Origin of the sequence: Cellvibrio sp. PSBB023 (genome assembly GCF_002007605.1) — a bacterium.
In the GTDB taxonomy this organism is placed as follows: Bacteria; Pseudomonadota; Gammaproteobacteria; order Pseudomonadales; family Cellvibrionaceae; genus Cellvibrio.
This window is the reverse complement of record NZ_CP019799.1, coordinates 54750-70397: the sequence shown is the minus strand read 5'-3', so window position 1 is coordinate 70397 and position 15648 is coordinate 54750. Positions and strand designations below refer to the sequence as shown.

Annotated in this window: 23 protein-coding genes; 7 read left to right on the top strand and 16 right to left on the bottom strand. The window is 49.5% G+C overall.

Annotation, left to right across the window (positions count from 1 at the left end):
• Positions 1-97: 97 nt before the first annotated feature.
• The 15 genes from B0D95_RS00360 to B0D95_RS00290 form a co-directional block, all read right to left on the bottom strand.
• Positions 98-595 (bottom strand): phage virion morphogenesis protein, encoded by a 498-nt coding sequence (locus tag B0D95_RS00360; protein WP_078042033.1) that lies wholly within the window; start codon positions 593-595, stop codon positions 98-100.
• The gene (locus B0D95_RS00355; protein ID WP_149867832.1) at positions 595-1785 is read right to left on the bottom strand and encodes a PBECR2 nuclease fold domain-containing protein; all 1191 of its coding nucleotides are present in this window, start codon (positions 1783-1785) and stop codon (positions 595-597) included. Before B0D95_RS00355 ends, B0D95_RS00360 begins: the two co-directional genes overlap by 1 nt.
• The gene (locus B0D95_RS00350) at positions 1775-3532 is read right to left on the bottom strand and encodes a DUF935 domain-containing protein (RefSeq protein ID WP_210403663.1); all 1758 of its coding nucleotides are present in this window, start codon (positions 3530-3532) and stop codon (positions 1775-1777) included. Before B0D95_RS00350 ends, B0D95_RS00355 begins: the two co-directional genes overlap by 11 nt.
• A complete protein-coding gene (locus tag B0D95_RS00345) occupies positions 3532-5196 on the bottom strand; it encodes a hypothetical protein (RefSeq protein ID WP_078042032.1) in 1665 nt (554 codons plus the stop codon). Before B0D95_RS00345 ends, B0D95_RS00350 begins: the two co-directional genes overlap by 1 nt.
• Complete coding sequence (locus B0D95_RS00340) at positions 5196-5750, bottom strand: phage protein Gp27 family protein (RefSeq protein WP_078042031.1); 555 nt, start codon at positions 5748-5750, stop codon at positions 5196-5198. The genes B0D95_RS00345 and B0D95_RS00340 overlap by 1 nt, the downstream gene beginning before the upstream one ends.
• A 1-nt stretch (position 5751) precedes the next feature.
• Positions 5752-6045, bottom strand: a complete 294-nt coding sequence (locus B0D95_RS00335; RefSeq protein ID WP_078042030.1) for a hypothetical protein — start codon at positions 6043-6045, stop codon at positions 5752-5754.
• A 3-nt stretch (positions 6046-6048) separates the two neighbouring features.
• Positions 6049-6351, bottom strand: coding sequence for a hypothetical protein (locus tag B0D95_RS00330; RefSeq protein WP_078042029.1), 303 nt, complete (start codon positions 6349-6351; stop codon positions 6049-6051).
• On the bottom strand, positions 6338-6526 hold the full coding sequence (locus B0D95_RS20315; protein WP_149867831.1) for a hypothetical protein: 189 nt from the start codon (positions 6524-6526) through the stop codon (positions 6338-6340). Before B0D95_RS20315 ends, B0D95_RS00330 begins: the two co-directional genes overlap by 14 nt.
• Positions 6527-6622: 96 nt before the next feature.
• Complete coding sequence (locus B0D95_RS00325; protein ID WP_078042028.1) at positions 6623-7015, bottom strand: hypothetical protein; 393 nt, start codon at positions 7013-7015, stop codon at positions 6623-6625.
• Entirely contained in the window at positions 7015-7689 is a 675-nt protein-coding gene (locus tag B0D95_RS00320) for a transglycosylase SLT domain-containing protein (protein ID WP_168172377.1), read from the bottom strand. The genes B0D95_RS00325 and B0D95_RS00320 overlap by 1 nt, the downstream gene beginning before the upstream one ends.
• Before the next feature lie 2 nt (positions 7690-7691).
• Positions 7692-8123, bottom strand: a complete 432-nt coding sequence (locus B0D95_RS00315; RefSeq protein WP_210403662.1) for a putative holin — start codon at positions 8121-8123, stop codon at positions 7692-7694.
• Positions 8124-8540: 417 nt separating this feature from the next.
• Entirely contained in the window at positions 8541-9419 is an 879-nt protein-coding gene (locus tag B0D95_RS00305; RefSeq protein WP_078042026.1) for a hypothetical protein, read from the bottom strand.
• 90 nt (positions 9420-9509) lie between these two features.
• Entirely contained in the window at positions 9510-10028 is a 519-nt protein-coding gene (locus tag B0D95_RS00300) for a DUF4124 domain-containing protein (RefSeq protein ID WP_078042025.1), read from the bottom strand.
• A 44-nt stretch (positions 10029-10072) separates the two neighbouring features.
• A complete protein-coding gene (locus B0D95_RS00295) occupies positions 10073-10300 on the bottom strand; it encodes a hypothetical protein (protein WP_149867830.1) in 228 nt (75 codons plus the stop codon).
• A 77-nt stretch (positions 10301-10377) separates the two neighbouring features.
• On the bottom strand, positions 10378-10836 hold the full coding sequence (locus tag B0D95_RS00290) for a helix-turn-helix domain-containing protein (protein ID WP_210403661.1): 459 nt from the start codon (positions 10834-10836) through the stop codon (positions 10378-10380).
• Between the two features lie 28 nt (positions 10837-10864).
• Between B0D95_RS00290 and B0D95_RS00285 the strand changes: the two genes are divergently transcribed.
• Entirely contained in the window at positions 10865-11092 is a 228-nt protein-coding gene (locus B0D95_RS00285) for a DNA-binding protein (protein ID WP_078042022.1), read from the top strand.
• 240 nt (positions 11093-11332) lie between these two features.
• Here the strand turns inward: B0D95_RS00285 and B0D95_RS00280 are convergent, their stop codons facing one another.
• Entirely contained in the window at positions 11333-11566 is a 234-nt protein-coding gene (locus tag B0D95_RS00280; RefSeq protein WP_078042021.1) for a hypothetical protein, read from the bottom strand.
• A gap of 120 nt (positions 11567-11686) precedes the next feature.
• Between B0D95_RS00280 and B0D95_RS00275 the strand changes: the two genes are divergently transcribed.
• Genes B0D95_RS00275 through B0D95_RS00250 form a run of 6 tightly spaced genes read left to right on the top strand, consistent with a single transcriptional unit; the run spans position 11687 to position 15633 of the window.
• The gene (locus B0D95_RS00275; RefSeq protein WP_078042020.1) at positions 11687-12169 is read left to right on the top strand and encodes a hypothetical protein; all 483 of its coding nucleotides are present in this window, start codon (positions 11687-11689) and stop codon (positions 12167-12169) included.
• Positions 12162-12422, top strand: coding sequence for a hypothetical protein (locus tag B0D95_RS00270; RefSeq protein WP_078042019.1), 261 nt, complete (start codon positions 12162-12164; stop codon positions 12420-12422). The genes B0D95_RS00275 and B0D95_RS00270 overlap by 8 nt, the downstream gene beginning before the upstream one ends.
• Positions 12419-12697 (top strand): hypothetical protein, encoded by a 279-nt coding sequence (locus B0D95_RS00265; protein ID WP_078042018.1) that lies wholly within the window; start codon positions 12419-12421, stop codon positions 12695-12697. Before B0D95_RS00270 ends, B0D95_RS00265 begins: the two co-directional genes overlap by 4 nt.
• Entirely contained in the window at positions 12690-13004 is a 315-nt protein-coding gene (locus B0D95_RS00260; RefSeq protein ID WP_078042017.1) for a helix-turn-helix domain-containing protein, read from the top strand. Before B0D95_RS00265 ends, B0D95_RS00260 begins: the two co-directional genes overlap by 8 nt.
• 14 nt (positions 13005-13018) lie before the next feature.
• Positions 13019-13867: a DUF3102 domain-containing protein gene (locus tag B0D95_RS00255; protein WP_078042016.1), complete on the top strand. Its 849-nt coding sequence runs from the start codon at positions 13019-13021 to the stop codon at positions 13865-13867.
• Complete coding sequence (locus tag B0D95_RS00250; RefSeq protein WP_078042015.1) at positions 13867-15633, top strand: DDE-type integrase/transposase/recombinase; 1767 nt, start codon at positions 13867-13869, stop codon at positions 15631-15633. Before B0D95_RS00255 ends, B0D95_RS00250 begins: the two co-directional genes overlap by 1 nt.
• The last annotated feature ends 15 nt before the right edge of the window (positions 15634-15648 follow it).

Genomic DNA, 15648 nt, shown 5'->3' with positions numbered 1-15648 from the left:
CCCCTGAATCGTTTTATAAAACGGGGGCAGGTGCAAAGTTGGGCATCCGTAGCCATTTTGCCCTGCGCGTAACAGGGGCGATTTAAAGCGGGGTTTGTTAAAGCTCCAAATGTTCATCCAGAAGCCGCAAAATTTCTTCTGTATCCGCTTCGCTCACACCGATCAGTGGCCGCGCTTTTAATCCAGGGTGATTCACTTTCTTAACTACCGCACCACCGAATGCCAACGCCTTTTTGGTTTTCGGTTTTATAGTGTAGGGCTTGGTACCGAAATGATGGTGTGCAGCATAGGGCACATTGGTTCCAAAATTTAATTCGTTATTACCAACCTGGTAGCGAAAGCTTTTCTCCAAGTATCCATTCAGAACCAATATCCGGTTTTTGTTCCTTGCTTTGTTGCGTTGATAGCTTGGGCTGAGCGGCGCCCAAGGAGTACCGTCTGGTGCTACTTGATCTTTAAATCGCTGTTGGTGCGAGTTCATCAAGTATTCGCCAATGTCCTGTAGAGCCGGAGTTAAATCCCCCAGCTTTTCCTGCAGCTGGTTTAATCGTTCCTGGGCAGCTGCATCATCGTACTCAAAACTGGCACCGGCCATTAGTCACCCCGCGCAAATAAACGTACGCCAACCCGCAAATCGTCAATCGCTAAATTAGCATCAGTCAGTGATGTGATTGCCGTCCAACCATCGCTACCCAATTCAACTACAACAGAGACGGGTTGGGCATTGCCTGGCAACATCAACCGCGCTAAATAACGGCGGCGCACAGATGAACTCTTTGATTGCTCATGCCACTCAATGAAGGTCCAAATCTCATCGGGCAATTTCAATGCTTGCGATAGCAGCTGCAACTGTTGTGGATCCACACGTTGCGCAGCAGCAAACATCTCATTACCCACAACAATCCGCTCACCACCTGCATCTTTAAATATTGCAGGTTGTTCCAGCGTTGCGCCGAACTCTTTCAAAAATGTGTCTGTGCTATTCACATTGATATTGGGCAATGGGCGTGGACGCGGTAGCACATCGCGTGCGCGTGTATTTGGCACAATGTTCTCGCTTGTGCCAGGCAACGGCGGCGCTGTGCGTTGCTTCGGCACTGCACTTTCCAAACGTGATTGCCCTGGCACATGCTCAAAGCCGGGATCGACCCCTTTTGGGACACGTACCGTTGTTGGGCCGTTAGGGCTGCGCTTTCCAATCTCGCGCGTCTCCCATTCCATCGGCGGCGCTTCACCCAACTGCAACCCCATGCTTTTCATATCGCGTTCATTCAGCGCTTGCACGCCGCAGTCGCAACCCCAGCCACACGGGGGGTAATGTGTCTGCCACCACGGGTTATCAAAACGTAATACCAGATTATTCCAGCTTAAGTGATCATGCCGTGGGTTTTCGCTACCGCTGTGCACATAACGCCAGAATGGACGGCGCTCACTCACGGCTAGCATTTGCTGGTAACGGCCAGCCATATAGCTGCTGTTTAAATTCGTTTCATAAATCACACGGCTACGCCAATTACGGCCACCGTTGTAACTCCAGCCATGGGTAGTAACGATGCGGTCAAAATCCTTACGGAAGTCCTCCAGCGTTCCACCTTCCGCAATCACGTTTTCAATTGCCGTGCGAAAGTCAGAAACGATGGCATTGCGGTTTGCACCGGCCACAACAAATGCCCAGTCGTTTTGCTCACGGTAAATATCAGTCCAGCTTTGCGTGGGCAGATTCAGCTTGCGGCGGAAGAATTCAATCTGCTCAGCGAAGGGCAAACTGAACGCTTTAATTTCCACGTGCCACCTCATCCATAATTTCACTGCGCCCATTTAATTCTGCCAGGCGCAGTGCTTCAGTCATGACACTTGAGTACTCCTCAATGCTCATGTTGGGCAGCAGTTCAGCAAGGCCATCACGTATCGCCTCCAAACTCTCTGCATTCATCACCAGGTCACGAATGCGGTTAATCCACACATCAGTAACAGATTGCAGCGTGTCATCCAGCTGATCAGTGAGTGTGGTAGCACGGCTTGTATCAGGATCCGCAAATTCCGCTTTGCCTGGCACTTGTACTGCTTTTTTTACAGCATCACCCAACAACCGTTCGATCTGCGTTTTTGAAATTGCAGGGAAACCAACTTCAATCAATGCGTAAGCGCGCTCACGATCCAGCTGCCCCTGTTGCACCAATGCAATCACATCAGAGAGCGATTTGATTTGTGCACCATTCAAAGCTGCTTGCTGTACAGAATCCAAACCTGTTGTATCAACGAGTTGATCTGTTGCAGGCTCATCGGTTGTTTTACTGGGCTGAGGTTGGTCGCCAGTGCCTGGTGGCACTGTGTTGTTTTGCTCAACCCAATCACCACCATACTCATCTTGAATATGTTTAAGTGTTGGCTTAAAGCCCATTGAGTGGATTTTGCTATCGCGCTCGGCTTTTGTATTTTGATCATCTTCTGAATCAGTCACACGATAAACGCGAGGCGGCTTTGCACCGGGGAAGTTGTACTCGGTCAACCATCTCACAACGGTCTGATTGAAACTTTCACAGACCAAGTCAGCATCAGCGCTAATCAAATCTTCCCGCACATCGCCTTGCAGCTTGTCATTGCCTAATTTGCCCGGCGTGCCTTGTGTGCTCGCGGTTTGGCCCAAGGTGATTTTTGCAATGGCAGCATCCATGTATTCGCAAAGCTTCACATAATCCGCTACGCCGCTGCGCGCCGCTTCCAGAAATGAAATTTCCATTCCCTGGGGAACAGTGATGCCGGTGTCGGTGGCGATTGCCTCCAACGCATCCAACAGCTTGCGCTTCTCCGCATCTGTTGCATTGGTCGGGTGCTTACCCACAGTTGTTGGCTGGCCGAATCGCTCAAGGAAAATCATCCAGTATTGAATACCAGCGCGTTTGAAAAACACCGGCCAGTACAGCCAATGCGCCAGACCTAAACCGTAGGGTTCATCGTCGTGATCAGCACCGGTGCTGAAGCTCCAGAACTTGCGATCAGGCAGCAGCTCACCATCGGGCTGGGCAAACGTTTTTAAGCGCAAGTTACCAAAGCCATCAAATCCAAACCGTACCCGATCACGAACCTTAATAGTGTCAATAACAATATTGGCACCATCACGCGCCCACATAATTTCTGATGCAGCATACCCGTAGAAAACGCCATACAGCATCTTGTCGGTAATACGATCAAATGGCAGCGATGTTAATTGTTCACGCATAAAGTCAGCGGCCTTCTTGTCAGCACGACCAGTGCCACTGGCATCTACCTGAACTTCTTTTTCCACCACAGCCAAGCGGCGCTGGCCAAAGCAACTCGCCACCTGGTCATCACGCAATACCTCTTTGTAAATTTTGTAATCACCACCGCCGCGCAATTGCAACACTGAGTCGGTTGATTGCTGCAGCATGAACGGGTCAACGTAACCGCGTGTAATATCGCGGCCATCGCGAGTGGTTGCTACTTCGCGCATCTCCGGGCGTGATGAATTTTTGGGTACCAGGATGCCTGCTTTTGTTTGTTCGTAGTTCACTAGCGGAACCCTCCAGTATTGGTGCGACGACTGCTGCCGCCATGACCGCGATAGCCATCGGTGTCATTGCTGGCACGTTGTGTGCCGGTAGAAGCGAAATCAATTGGAGACGCAATGTTTAACTTCTGATGGTTTAACAGAATCAGCGCACAACCAAAGTCACCGTGGCGGAATAATTCAGGATCCTTCAAATCCGCCTTGCGGGCCTTAACGATCATCGGAATGCCGTTGACCTCTTCAATGCAACGGATATCGCTCGCCATGTTTTCATCGCGTGGCAAGTCGATCATTTCGTCTTCAAATGTATCGCGCAGCTTTGGGGTCCATGTGCCATACCAAGCCTGATTCAATTTGATCTGATGGACATACTGCGATCCAAATTCATCGGCAGTGTATTCGGCCATCGTTTCACCATTGCCCGTAGCGTCCATCGAGATACCACTAAAGCGGGGAAGGCCTCGCAGGGTGTGCCACAGAATTTGTTCCTGTTGTTTAGCGGGAACCTTGTTCATTTCGATGGCGAACGGCACTGAGAGCTTCATGTTTTGCTCGATAGTGCCAATGGGAATTGTTGAGAAGTCGCGATGGCGCGCATAGTCCTGCGCGGCTATATGGCGTAAGTCTTTTGGCAAGGTTGCAAGCACCGGGTTGATGTTCCGCATAATCCATTCATTACACCATTCCTTTCTGTAATCCGGGTCTTTGGCTACAAAATCATCATCCAAAGTCAGGCGCAGAATCGGACGCTCTTCGGTCATTGCACGCTCGATCCAAACGCCAGGAATACAAATACCATTACCATCGCGTGGCATTGCGTCCAGCTCTTCACGCATTGCAGCTTTGCGTGGACCATAAGCGTTACGGATTTTCTTGTACCACTTTTCTTTTGATTCAGCGGTAGGTGTTGTGCCTTTCATCATGCAGCTGCGTTCGTACAATCCATTAGTCACTGCATCGTCAAATGTAATGGTGTAAACAATCGCATCATCGCCATAGCGACCGGCTTCAACGTCTTTGCACAGCTGATTGAATGCGTTGTTCTTGCCGTTGTGAGAACTGATGACAGTGATGGAACCACCCCAGATCAACAACGCTGTGGCAGCATCCAGTACGCCTTGTACATCTTGGTGAAATGCCGCCTCATCGATAATAACTTTTCCCTGCAAACCACGAATGTTTGCCGGGCGCGACGAAAGTGCAGTGATTTGAAAACCTGATGAATAGCGAATGCGGTAGGCGGTGATGTGTTTGGAGTTTCCTTTTTCATCAACGTCCTCAAAAAGGAACTCTTCGATATCGGAGATTCCTTGGCGCTGTGCTTCGCCAACAACACGAGACAGCTTTGCGCAATAGCCAATAAACTCAAGACCCTTTTCCTTGGTGTCGCCAATATAATAAACATTATCGCCCCCTGCGCTTTTGCTAGCGGCAGCATCAAACACGCTGTCTTGTGCCACGCCAAATGTAATACCAGTACGGCGGCCTTTAGGAAAAACACAAATGGAATACTGCTTACGCAACTTGAGTGCGTGTGCCTGGTGCGCCATTAGCACACCATCCACTAACGCATTTAAGTTGGTTGGGATATCGCGTGCGCGCGGCGGCAGCTCTTCCCACTCAACGACACGAACAGTGCTTGATAAAGGTTTTATTGCCGCTGTCATTATTTAATCCCCAGCACACGTTCACGCCAGAATTGCACCTGATCTTCAGTCATGCCTTGTTGCTTGGCTTCTTTTTCCAAGTTATCGGATTGTTCAGCCAGTAATTTTTCACGGGCTAATTTCTCAATTTGCATCCGCTCTTTAAGGCTGAGGTTTCGCGCCTCTTGTGCGGCACGAGCAGTGCGGGCGAGTTTCAATACATCGCCAACATCCAGTTCTTCTGGTTCATCTTGCAAGCGCTGAAATGCCACATTAGTAGCGAGGGTGGTAACGGCTTGGGCGAGCAATGCACCGCTGCGGTCATCAAAGCTTTCACCCATCTCTGCAACCAATGCACGGCTGGCGGCATCGATCTCGCGCATGCTTTTGGCCATTTCATCGAACGCCATACGCTTGCGGCCTAATGCACTGCGGCTTGGCAATGTCTCTTCAGGGAATGCCAAACGTAAGTCGTCGATGAGTTCGTCCAACGTCAATTCGTTTTCACGCAACCGCCGTTCAATGTGGCTGCGGATATTTTCCGGCAGCTTGTCGATTCCTGATTTTCGACCCATGTTACGCCCCCGGCTTTTTAACGCCTGGCACGACGGTACGAGCAGCTACTACATCGCTACCACGCTCTGTGATGCGTGCGATCAATAGATCATATGCAGTCTCTACGGTTACTAAGCCTTGTTCCTCCAGCCAACGAATTTCAGTTTTTACTTGATCGCGGCTCGGATTGTGGCCAACATGATTTAGCCCGGTCATCAACACACTACTGTTTGCGGTGTAACTTGGCATAGTGGCCAGCACGCGCAAAATTACGAGGCGTTGGTCTTCACGGAGAAATTGGGCAAATTCGCTCATTACTCACCTCTGGTTTAACAAAAAATCGTTGATACGATTAACACTGTGCTGCACGGCATCCAGCTGTTTACTGGTACCTTCGTTATGAGCGGTCAACCGTTCTAACCTACCGATAAGCTCCCGCACAGTTGCTTCGCTCGGCATGTTTTTCATATCCACTTCCAGTGCAACTACGCGTTCACGTAGCTCCACAACTTCTTTATTAGATGCACTGGCGCGACCAATCACCCATGTGTAAATAGCGATAGCAGCCATGAGTAACCACTGCACATCAGCGAAGGAAAACCCCAAATCATTCAACTGCATCGTTTATCACCTGAGCGTCTTCGCGCTTCACAATGTTTGTATGTCCCGCCGGTTCGCGGCTCCAATATCCGTCGGCATCTTCCCGTAACAACGGCACTTCTTTTCCAACCAAATCCGCGTACCACATTTGCGGGTCACTGCATTTGATGATTCGCAATTGCTTCACTGTCGTCACTCGCTTTGTTTCTTAATCAGTTCCAGGTGCGCGGCGGCACATAGGCCGTAAGCGTCGTACATTTGCTTTAGAGCAGCTGCACTCGTATCGCATGAGTTATCGAGCGGGCGGATCACCGGAGCGCAAGGGGTAAGCAATACCGCTGGTTGTGGCTTGGTCGGCGCGGTCTGCCGATTGGTGGAGCTGCTGCATGATGTTGTCATCAAACACGCAGTTAAAACGCAGGTGACTAGTAGCAGCGAGCGCATGGGTAAATACCTGTGTTGATTGATCGTCCGCTCTTTGGCGGTCAGCAATGGTCTTGCTGAGTTTCAAATTTAGTTCGCCAGCCTTTTTGGTTTGCTTTGCCAAATCACCCAGCGAGTTGTTTAGCGATGTAATTTCATCGCTCAGGTGTTTCTCTTTTGCATCGGCAACGCCACGCATGTAACCAAATAAACATGCTGCGCAAAGCAATAGGCATCCGAGAATGATTTTTTTGAGCAGCATCAGAATTTAAACTCCATGCAAACCCCATTACCCCAACCGGCGCCCACGTAGAGCGGTTCCCAGCGCGACAGAATCACTCGGGGGTAATGTCGGTTCTCGCGGAAATTGGCGGCAGAGCGGCCCGCGTTGAACCGCTCGACAGAGTTAAACCAAATCAGCTGATCGGAGCCTTTTTCCGATGCCAATTTGCGATCACGCTGAACCCAACCGAGACCACCGTTGTAGGCGCTCAGAACCATCGCCCAGCGTTCGCATTGGGCGGTGGCTGGCAGGCGCTCGAATATCCAACGGTCATACTGCACAAGGGCGCGCATGGCCCAGCCGGGGTTGTAAGGTTGTGGTGATGCGAGAGTACGAGGGTATGCAGAGGCGATCCACTCGGTGGTAGTAGGCATAAATTGCGCAAGACCCTCAGCACCAACAGGCGAGCGCGCATCAATTCGCCAGCGGCTCTCTTGGTGCACCTGCGCTGCAAATGTAGCGATGGGTGCATCCAATCCCCACACTGCATGTGCGCTACGAACAAGCACAGCGCGGTGTTGTTTTGCAGCATTGGGAATTACATCTGCTGCGGCTGGAACACAGATGGCAACTAAAAAAGCGAGCGACAGCATCAGTGCGACAATCAAATAGTTACTGCTGAAACGGCCATTGTTAGTGGGGATTAATTTCATGATTAAAGCCCCAAGGTCACGCCGAGAATAGTGGCGCCAACGATGATCGCGCGGCGCAACATGGCAGCGGCAAACACGCGCTTGTAATCACGCACGACCACAAAATCCACTTGGCCCACCGGTTCGTCACTGCCTTTTTGCCAAAAGTCAGCGAGGTATCCGTCTGGCCGTGCATAGGGAAACAGCGCCCGATCAATCCAATAACCTGCAATTGCTGCTGCGATCACTAACGCAAATTTGTAATACGCCACAGCAGCCTGTTGCGGCGATACGAAATACAAACCGGCAAACAGCAACGCACTCAATAAAATCCAACTGAACAAGCGCGGCCATACAGCCTCCGCCATGGATTTACCAGGAAACATCAGCAACGCAACCCACGCTAACAGCGCGAATGCGGCCACTATCACAATTAATAACCAGATTTTTTCCATCGCATTTTCCTCAGTTCGCTGTGATACATCAGGAACTTCAGAGTACGAAGCACGGGCGATTTTGTATTTTGACGCCCGTCAAAATACGCAAGCACCTCGCGCGCGCGAAGATGGCGTGGTTAAAGCGGAGGGCATAACAATGATTGAGGCAATTTACGCAAAGCGCAGTGATTGGTTGAGCAGAGTTAAGTTTTGGGATTGGAACCAACGTTGGCAGCCGGAATTAACCCGCGCCACGATGTTGGAGTTTTAGCGATGAAATGGGGAATATTATTTCGCTGGGGTAGTATTTGGATTGGTGCGCACTGGTCGCCGTATAACCGGCGACTGTGCGTGAATTTAGTACCGATGGTGACGATATGGATAGCATCGAAAGGTGATGAAGTGCCTCTACGTTAGAGGACACTTAGTTCAAAGCTAGTTAACTGCGGTTATCTCAACCATTTTTACTTCATACTTTTTCTTTTCTTTCACGAACTTCTCATGAACAATCACATTTGCCCTAGCTTTAGTGCGACCGTGAAGTTTTTTTGGATCAAGCGAGTCACTAAGTGAGAACTTAACTCTATGCTCAAAAAGCTGGGGAACGACACCCGCCCATCCTTTATCTGAGTTGTCTCTATCACTTGCAAAAATAAAGACTTCAATATTGTCGTAAGTAGTCGACTTCTCGCTTGGCATTGGTGCTTCATAGTGCATCGGAGCTTGCTCAATGAATTGCTTCGGCATGGTCATGTGTCGATTGCCACCCATTTCAATTGTTGCATCTTTCTCGCCTTTTGCCGGTCTTACTGCCTGCACTGCTTCTCGTGCGATAGCTTTCTTTGGCAAAGAATCAAGAACCAACGCAATATCATCGGCTTTAAAATCAACTTCTGCCCCGATATTTATAATCGTATTGTTATACGCTTCAATTGCAGGCTTGGACTCTCCTGTTGCAGCTACTAGACCATAGGCAATCATTCCTCCAACCCCCATAGCAACAATAGTTTTAACCACTTGATTGTCCTCAATCATTTTATCGATCACCGCTTTTGCGTTATCGTAGTTATCTTTGCCTTTGAAAATGTACTTGATGCAAAAATCTTCGATTAGACTACCTGATTCAATAGACGACACAGTAACCTGCGTTTCAAGGATTTTTATTCCTTTGTAATGCTTTTCAAGAAACTTAGGGGTTCGCTTGAGCAGCTTTTCCAAACTAACCAAACTGTCAATTATTTCCTCGATTGGAACCGGCTGTTTTGTTGTGTATTTGATTTGATAGCTGGTTTCAATTGTGTAAATTGTATCCATGAAAATTCCTAGTTTGTTATTTTAAAAATTGGTGAAAGCACTCAGCTCTTCTATTATTAAAAACTCACCCTACACCCGTGGCCTTTCTAATTATTCTGTCGTTTGCCAATTGGTAACTTTGCCGTTTTCAACATAGGCGTAGTTCGCCTTTGCTGTACTACCTATGTTGTAAACCCACTGATCACTGCCGACTCCGCTTTTGTTTATGGAAGATGGCTTACCCCAGCTTTCCTGCAAAGCCAATTCACTCATTCCAATAAATATGCCTTTTTGTTGAATAGTGATGAATTCCAACTGGGTTATTTTCCCGCTATCCAACAATGTTTTCAGATGTGTAAATCGCTCTGCTCTTTGGGTGGCACGGTAATCATCCAGTTCTTTTTTGGATGCCTCCCACTCAGCGCGCTGTTGTTGATCTTGTTTCTCTCGCTCTATTTTTCGCTTGTCCTCAGCGGATAACTCGGAGGATTCTAATTTCGTTGCACTGGGGCATGGCTTATCCGTGTAGTGAAGCTTCCCATCTGCTCCTTTGCACTTATTGATCTCCGCATGAAGCGGCGTAGCCAATATCAATCCGCCACACAACGCACTTGCAATTAATCTCTTCACGCCTCACTCCTTATTTTCTAATTACCAAAATTTCCAACAAGCCGTCATCCCAACTTCCTGCATTTCGATGGGGGCATTACACCGGGAACGATATTAATTCCCTTAACAACCTCAAGCCCTTTCTCTGTAAGTTTTGCGCAGGGAACTTTCAAATCCTCCCTATCTAAATACTCTTGCATATACAACCAGTGAATTTCCGTCTCTACTTTATCGCCCGTTACACCATAGCCAAGAACATCATTGGCTGCGCCTTTAAGCACATCAAATGACAAGATGTAGCCTTGCGACCGACTGAGCATTTCCAATATAGAAAATCTCAGTTCTCGGGCATCTATTCGAGCCGAGAACATCAGCCGCTCGCCGCCTTTTTTCCGTTTGTTAAACCTCCCTGTTCCGCAGCCGCGGCGTTTAGAGCCACCCTCTCAATGGCCGCTTTATCCTCCTCTTTACTATGACGGTAGTTATCCAGCAAATGTCGCTCCCTATTTGTGAGCGGATCAGCCTGCGCAGCTTGCGCACTTCGATAGCCTGTTATCACGTAAACCACATCAATACCGACTTCAGCCAATGCAGATAACTGCACCGCAGTTGGCGATGAAACACCTTTTTCCCAATCAATTAACGTGCGCTTCTTGGCCCCTGCCAATTCCGCGAATACTGGCTGTGTATAGCCAAGCCTCTCACGCTCTTCTTTCAGCCTATTTCCGATCATGCGGATATCTGCACCAAATAAATGTTGACATAGTGCGGATATCCGCACTATATTTAACTCACACCAACCCACCACGGTTAGCAACTTAATAGACACCAACAGGCGAAAGCCTTAGGAGCCATGTATGTCTCTACGTACCCCCGAGGAAGCCCGCGAAGCGCTTAAAAACGCTGGGGTTTCTATTACTCAGTGGGCTATAGCAAACAAATTTTCACCCAACCTGGTGTTCGAGGTTTTGGGTGGCCGCAAAAAGTGTGTGCGCGGTCAGGCGCACAACATTGCGGTGAAACTTGGCATTAAGGACGGCACAGTCACTAATGACCCTGCCAACGTTCTCAATCGCGTTGCATAAGGATGATAGCAGCCATGAACCCATTCACCTTATTTTTTGCCCGCTTAGTTGAGCTACTGGGCGCCGAAACCGCCGCCCAATTAGTTCGTGAGTTTGCCGGACAAACTTTGCAATTTCCAGTTACAGATCATTACGACACTAAGCCTCGGGATTTTGGCTTTCCTGATGCTGCTCCAATTATTGGTCAAGGCTACAAGCCTCGCGCCCATACCCCACTGACTGAAGCTGAGGCTTTGGAGATTAGTCATCGCCTTTTGGCAACCGTGCGCAAGTGCTCCGCACCAACTCAGACAGTGCCATTACCTGCTGCTGAAACCCCGGAGACGGATGCGAATTGCATAGCACGTCCAGATCAGTGCACAGCTCCTCTGCATACACCTGTTGCTGTTCAGCCAAGTAGCGAACAAGAACCACATACGCACCTTGCAGTGCAGCCAGTGAGTCCTTCAGTTCCTCAATCGTTTGATCGGTCATAACCATGCTCCGTTTAGTGAATTTAACACAGCCCATTATCCAGACCAGCCGCGCGCTGCATAGCGGCAAAACTGGTTTTTGTTTGGAAGCGGCAAAAGCCTCGCACGGAGCGGTGCACCAATGAGCCGCCGGAATTGGAAGCGCACACAGCCAAACAGCCTGCGCCACGCGCTGGAGCTGTGTAAGGACTACGCGAAGGAAAAGCACAACCTGAGTGTTGAGCGCATTGCCGAGCGTATGGGCGAAGCCGACCACTGGACGCTGTACAAGTGGATGCAGACCGGGCGTATTCCTGCGGTGCTGATCCCGGCTTATGAGGCGGCCTGCGGAATTGATTTTGTAACGCGCTGGCTCGCTGGCACCAGCGGCAAGTTGTTAATCGCGGTGCCCAGTGGCCGCAAGCTGAAAGTGAATGATGTTTCAGCCCTGCAAGAAAACTTGCACAGCACCGTGAGTGCACTGATGGATTTTTACAACGGCAAGGCCGAGCAAGCAGCAACGCTAGTCGCCGTAACTAACGCCCTGGAAAGCCTTGCCTGGCACAGGGGCAATGTGGAGCAACACAACCAGCCGCAGCTGGATTTAGGAGATAGCAATGATTAACCAACCACATGCGTTTAAAGACGTGAAAGGCATGGCCTGGACGCTGACCGCACTTGCGATGTCCGGTACCCAATTCGCTCTTGAATCTGACGCTTCAAGTGTTTGCGTAGTGGCAAGTAAAGCGGTGCTCACAATGGATGAAACCAACGAACAGCACCCATTCGTGCTGGAACTGGATGACAACGCCAGCGTGATTATCGATGAGCCAACCATGGAAAAGCTGGATGAGTTTTTACAGGCGGTGGCGGCATGAGTAAGCAATCCCTAATAAAAATTCCCGTAACTGGCGGGCACTGGGAGCTGCGTGATCACTACCCCAAGAGTGGAGACGCGATCAAGTATTCGGCACGCCTCTCGTTGGTTAGCAGTGCAGATCCCATTTGCCATGTGTTCGCGCTCAAGCATGTGGAGATTGATGACGGCTGCTTGGTGCTGGACAGCACGCACATTTACTTGGGTGATCACGTGGATGCTGTTGATCAATTCCTGCTTGATACCGGCGGCTACGACGGGGAAACAAATGAGTAACGACAAAGGTCGCACAAACGACAGTGCAGCAAAAGTCTTGGAAGTGCTTAAAGCACTAAGGGGGCATTCATTAATCGGATTAAGCAATGGCCAGTTGGCCAAGGCGTTGGGGGAAAGCCCCAGCAACATAAACCGCTGCCTGAACACGCTGATAGCAGCAGGGCTAGCAGAAAAGAAACCCAGTGGCCTCTTTTCCCACAGCGTAATGATGGTGCAAATCGCAACCGCACACGCTAATGAAATGAGCCGCGCACGCGCAAAGCTTGACGAACTTGACCAGCGAGTAATCGCCGGTTCTTACAACTAACCAGGAGCAGAGTAATGGCCCGTAAAAAAGAAGAAGACACCACTGTTGTAATTGAGTCTGGCGAAGTGGTTGCCAGCACACTCGTTGCAACGCAAAGCATCGCCAACCAAGCCAGCGAGCACTCGCTGAAAATTATGGATACCTACGGCGAAGGCTTGCCCTATGACCGCAGCCGTGTAGTGCATGAAACACGCTTTTATATGTCACAAAGTGCAGAGGCAATGCTTGAGGCTGGTAAGCGCTTGGTGATCCTGAAAGAACATGAGCCACACGGTGATTTCTTACAAATTATTGAGGCCCAGCTCGGCATGGCTTCACGTACAGCACAGCAGATCATGCAGGCCGCTGTTAAATATTCATCTCCAAAGCTCGCATCAAAAGCGCAGGCGCTCGCGCATTTGGGGAAAACCAAGCTGTTTGAATTAATGGTTGAAGGTGATGATCAGCTTGCCGAACTAACCGAAGGCGGCACGATTGCCGGTTTAACACTGGATGACATTGATCGCATGAGTTCGCGTGAACTGAAAAAGGCGCTGCGCGAAGCCAAAGAAAACTTGGAGGCAAAAGACGAAGTTGCCGCCAAAAACCAAAAGCGTATTGCTCAGCTACAAGAGAAAAACGCACTGCTTAAAAAACTCCCCGCCGATGAACGCGCTAAACAACTGTGCGCTGAAATTGCTGCACAGCAATCCGGTATCGACCAAGAAATCCGCACGAATTTTTTCACTGCACTACAGGAGTTGGTAGATCACGGTGGTGATCACCAAGCCTTTATCAACGCTCAAATTCAAATGCTGCACAACGCGGTGAAATTACTGCGCGATGAATTTGGCGGCCAAGGCGTGGAGTGGGAAGAGCAGTAATGAACCCCGCCATGATAGAGGCTCTACAGTCCGTTGCCCGCGCTGCCGAGGCAGCGGGGCATGGGCAAAAGAATTTCGTTTATCAGCAAGCGGCGGAACACATGGGCATGTCGCTGGCGACACTGCATCGCAAATTAAAAGAGGTCGTGATTGTGAAAACCCGCAAACAACGTAGCGATGCAGGCACCAGCCAACTCACCTTTGATGAGGCAAAAATTATTAGTGGCTACCTAATGGAAAGCCACCGTAAGAATGAGAAGCGTTTGGCTAGTGTGAAAACAGCACTGGAAGTATTGCGCGCTAATAATTTAATTCGCGCAGAAGGCGTGGATAAGAACACCGGTGAAATGCGCCCGTTAAGTGTGGATGCAGTAACTCGCGCACTCCATAAATTCCGCTTACACCCCGAGCAGTTAAACCGCCCCACACCCAAAATGACGCTGGCGAGTTTGCACCCTAACCATGTGTGGCAAATAGATCCATCGCTTTGTGTTTTGTACTACTTGCCCAGCAAAAAAGGCGAAGCCCTTCAAGTAATGAGCGAGAAAGAATTCTACAAAAATAAGCCTGAAAATATTGTGCGCGTGGAAAAAGAGCGCGTATGGCGCTATGTGATTACCGATCACACCAGCGGATGGATATTTGTGCACTACGTACCAGGTGCAGAGACCGGAAAAAATTTGGTGGATAGCTTTATTGCAGCAACACAAAAGCGCCACGCAAAAGACCCTGTGCACGGCATTCCGCTCATGGTGATGGTTGACCCAGGCAGTGCAAACACCGGCGCTGTTTTTAAAAACCTGTGCGAAGCCTTAAATATTATTTTGCAGGTAAACCAACCTGGTCAGCCATGGGCCAAGGGCCAAGTGGAAAAGGCGAACGACATTGTTGAATGCGAATTTGAACACCGCATAAAACTGATGACGAACCCACCCACTTGTTTAGAGGAATTGAATGTTGCCAGCGCAAATTGGATGCGTTGGTTTAACTCAACTCAAATTCATACACGCCACAACCAAACACGCTATTCAGCCTGGGCACGCATTACCGAAGAGCAATTAATTATTGCGCCGCCTGCCAATGTGTTGCGTGAACTCAGCTATTCCGCACCCGAACCACGCACAGTCACACCACTGCTCACTATTGAATTCAAGGGCAAGGAATACAGCGTTAAAGATGTGCCAGGCGTTGAAGTGAAAGAGAAGGTTTTAGTCACGATTAACCCGTGGCGCGATGACGGCAGCATTCAACTGATTACGCTGAATGCGCATGGCCAAAAAATCATCCATGTATTGGAGCCAGTCAAAAAAGACGATTTTGGTTTCCCGATGGATGCACCGGTACTGGGTACTGAATACAAGCGCCATGCGGACTCTGCCATCGACACTAACCGCAAAGCCGTTGAACGCTTGGTGATGGACGCTGCAACCGATGAAGAGGCCAAACAAAACCGTAAAGGTAAAAAGGTTCCATTCGCTGGCCGCATCGACCCGATGAAAAACATTACTGACACAGTGCTGCCGGATTACATACCAAAGCGCGGTACCGAGAGCGATTTAATCGCGCCAACTATTGAATTTAAACCACTCACCCATGCAGCAGCGGCCAAAAAGTTGATCGCCAAATTAGGCAACGCCTGGAACGGTCCGGAACATTTTGCGTGGTTAAAACAACGTTACCCTGATGGGGTTCCTGAAGACGAATTGGACGGAATCGTCCAACAACTGCAGCAAGTGCAAGCCGCGCCGCTGCGTTTAATTAAATAGCCAATTGGCTACCAG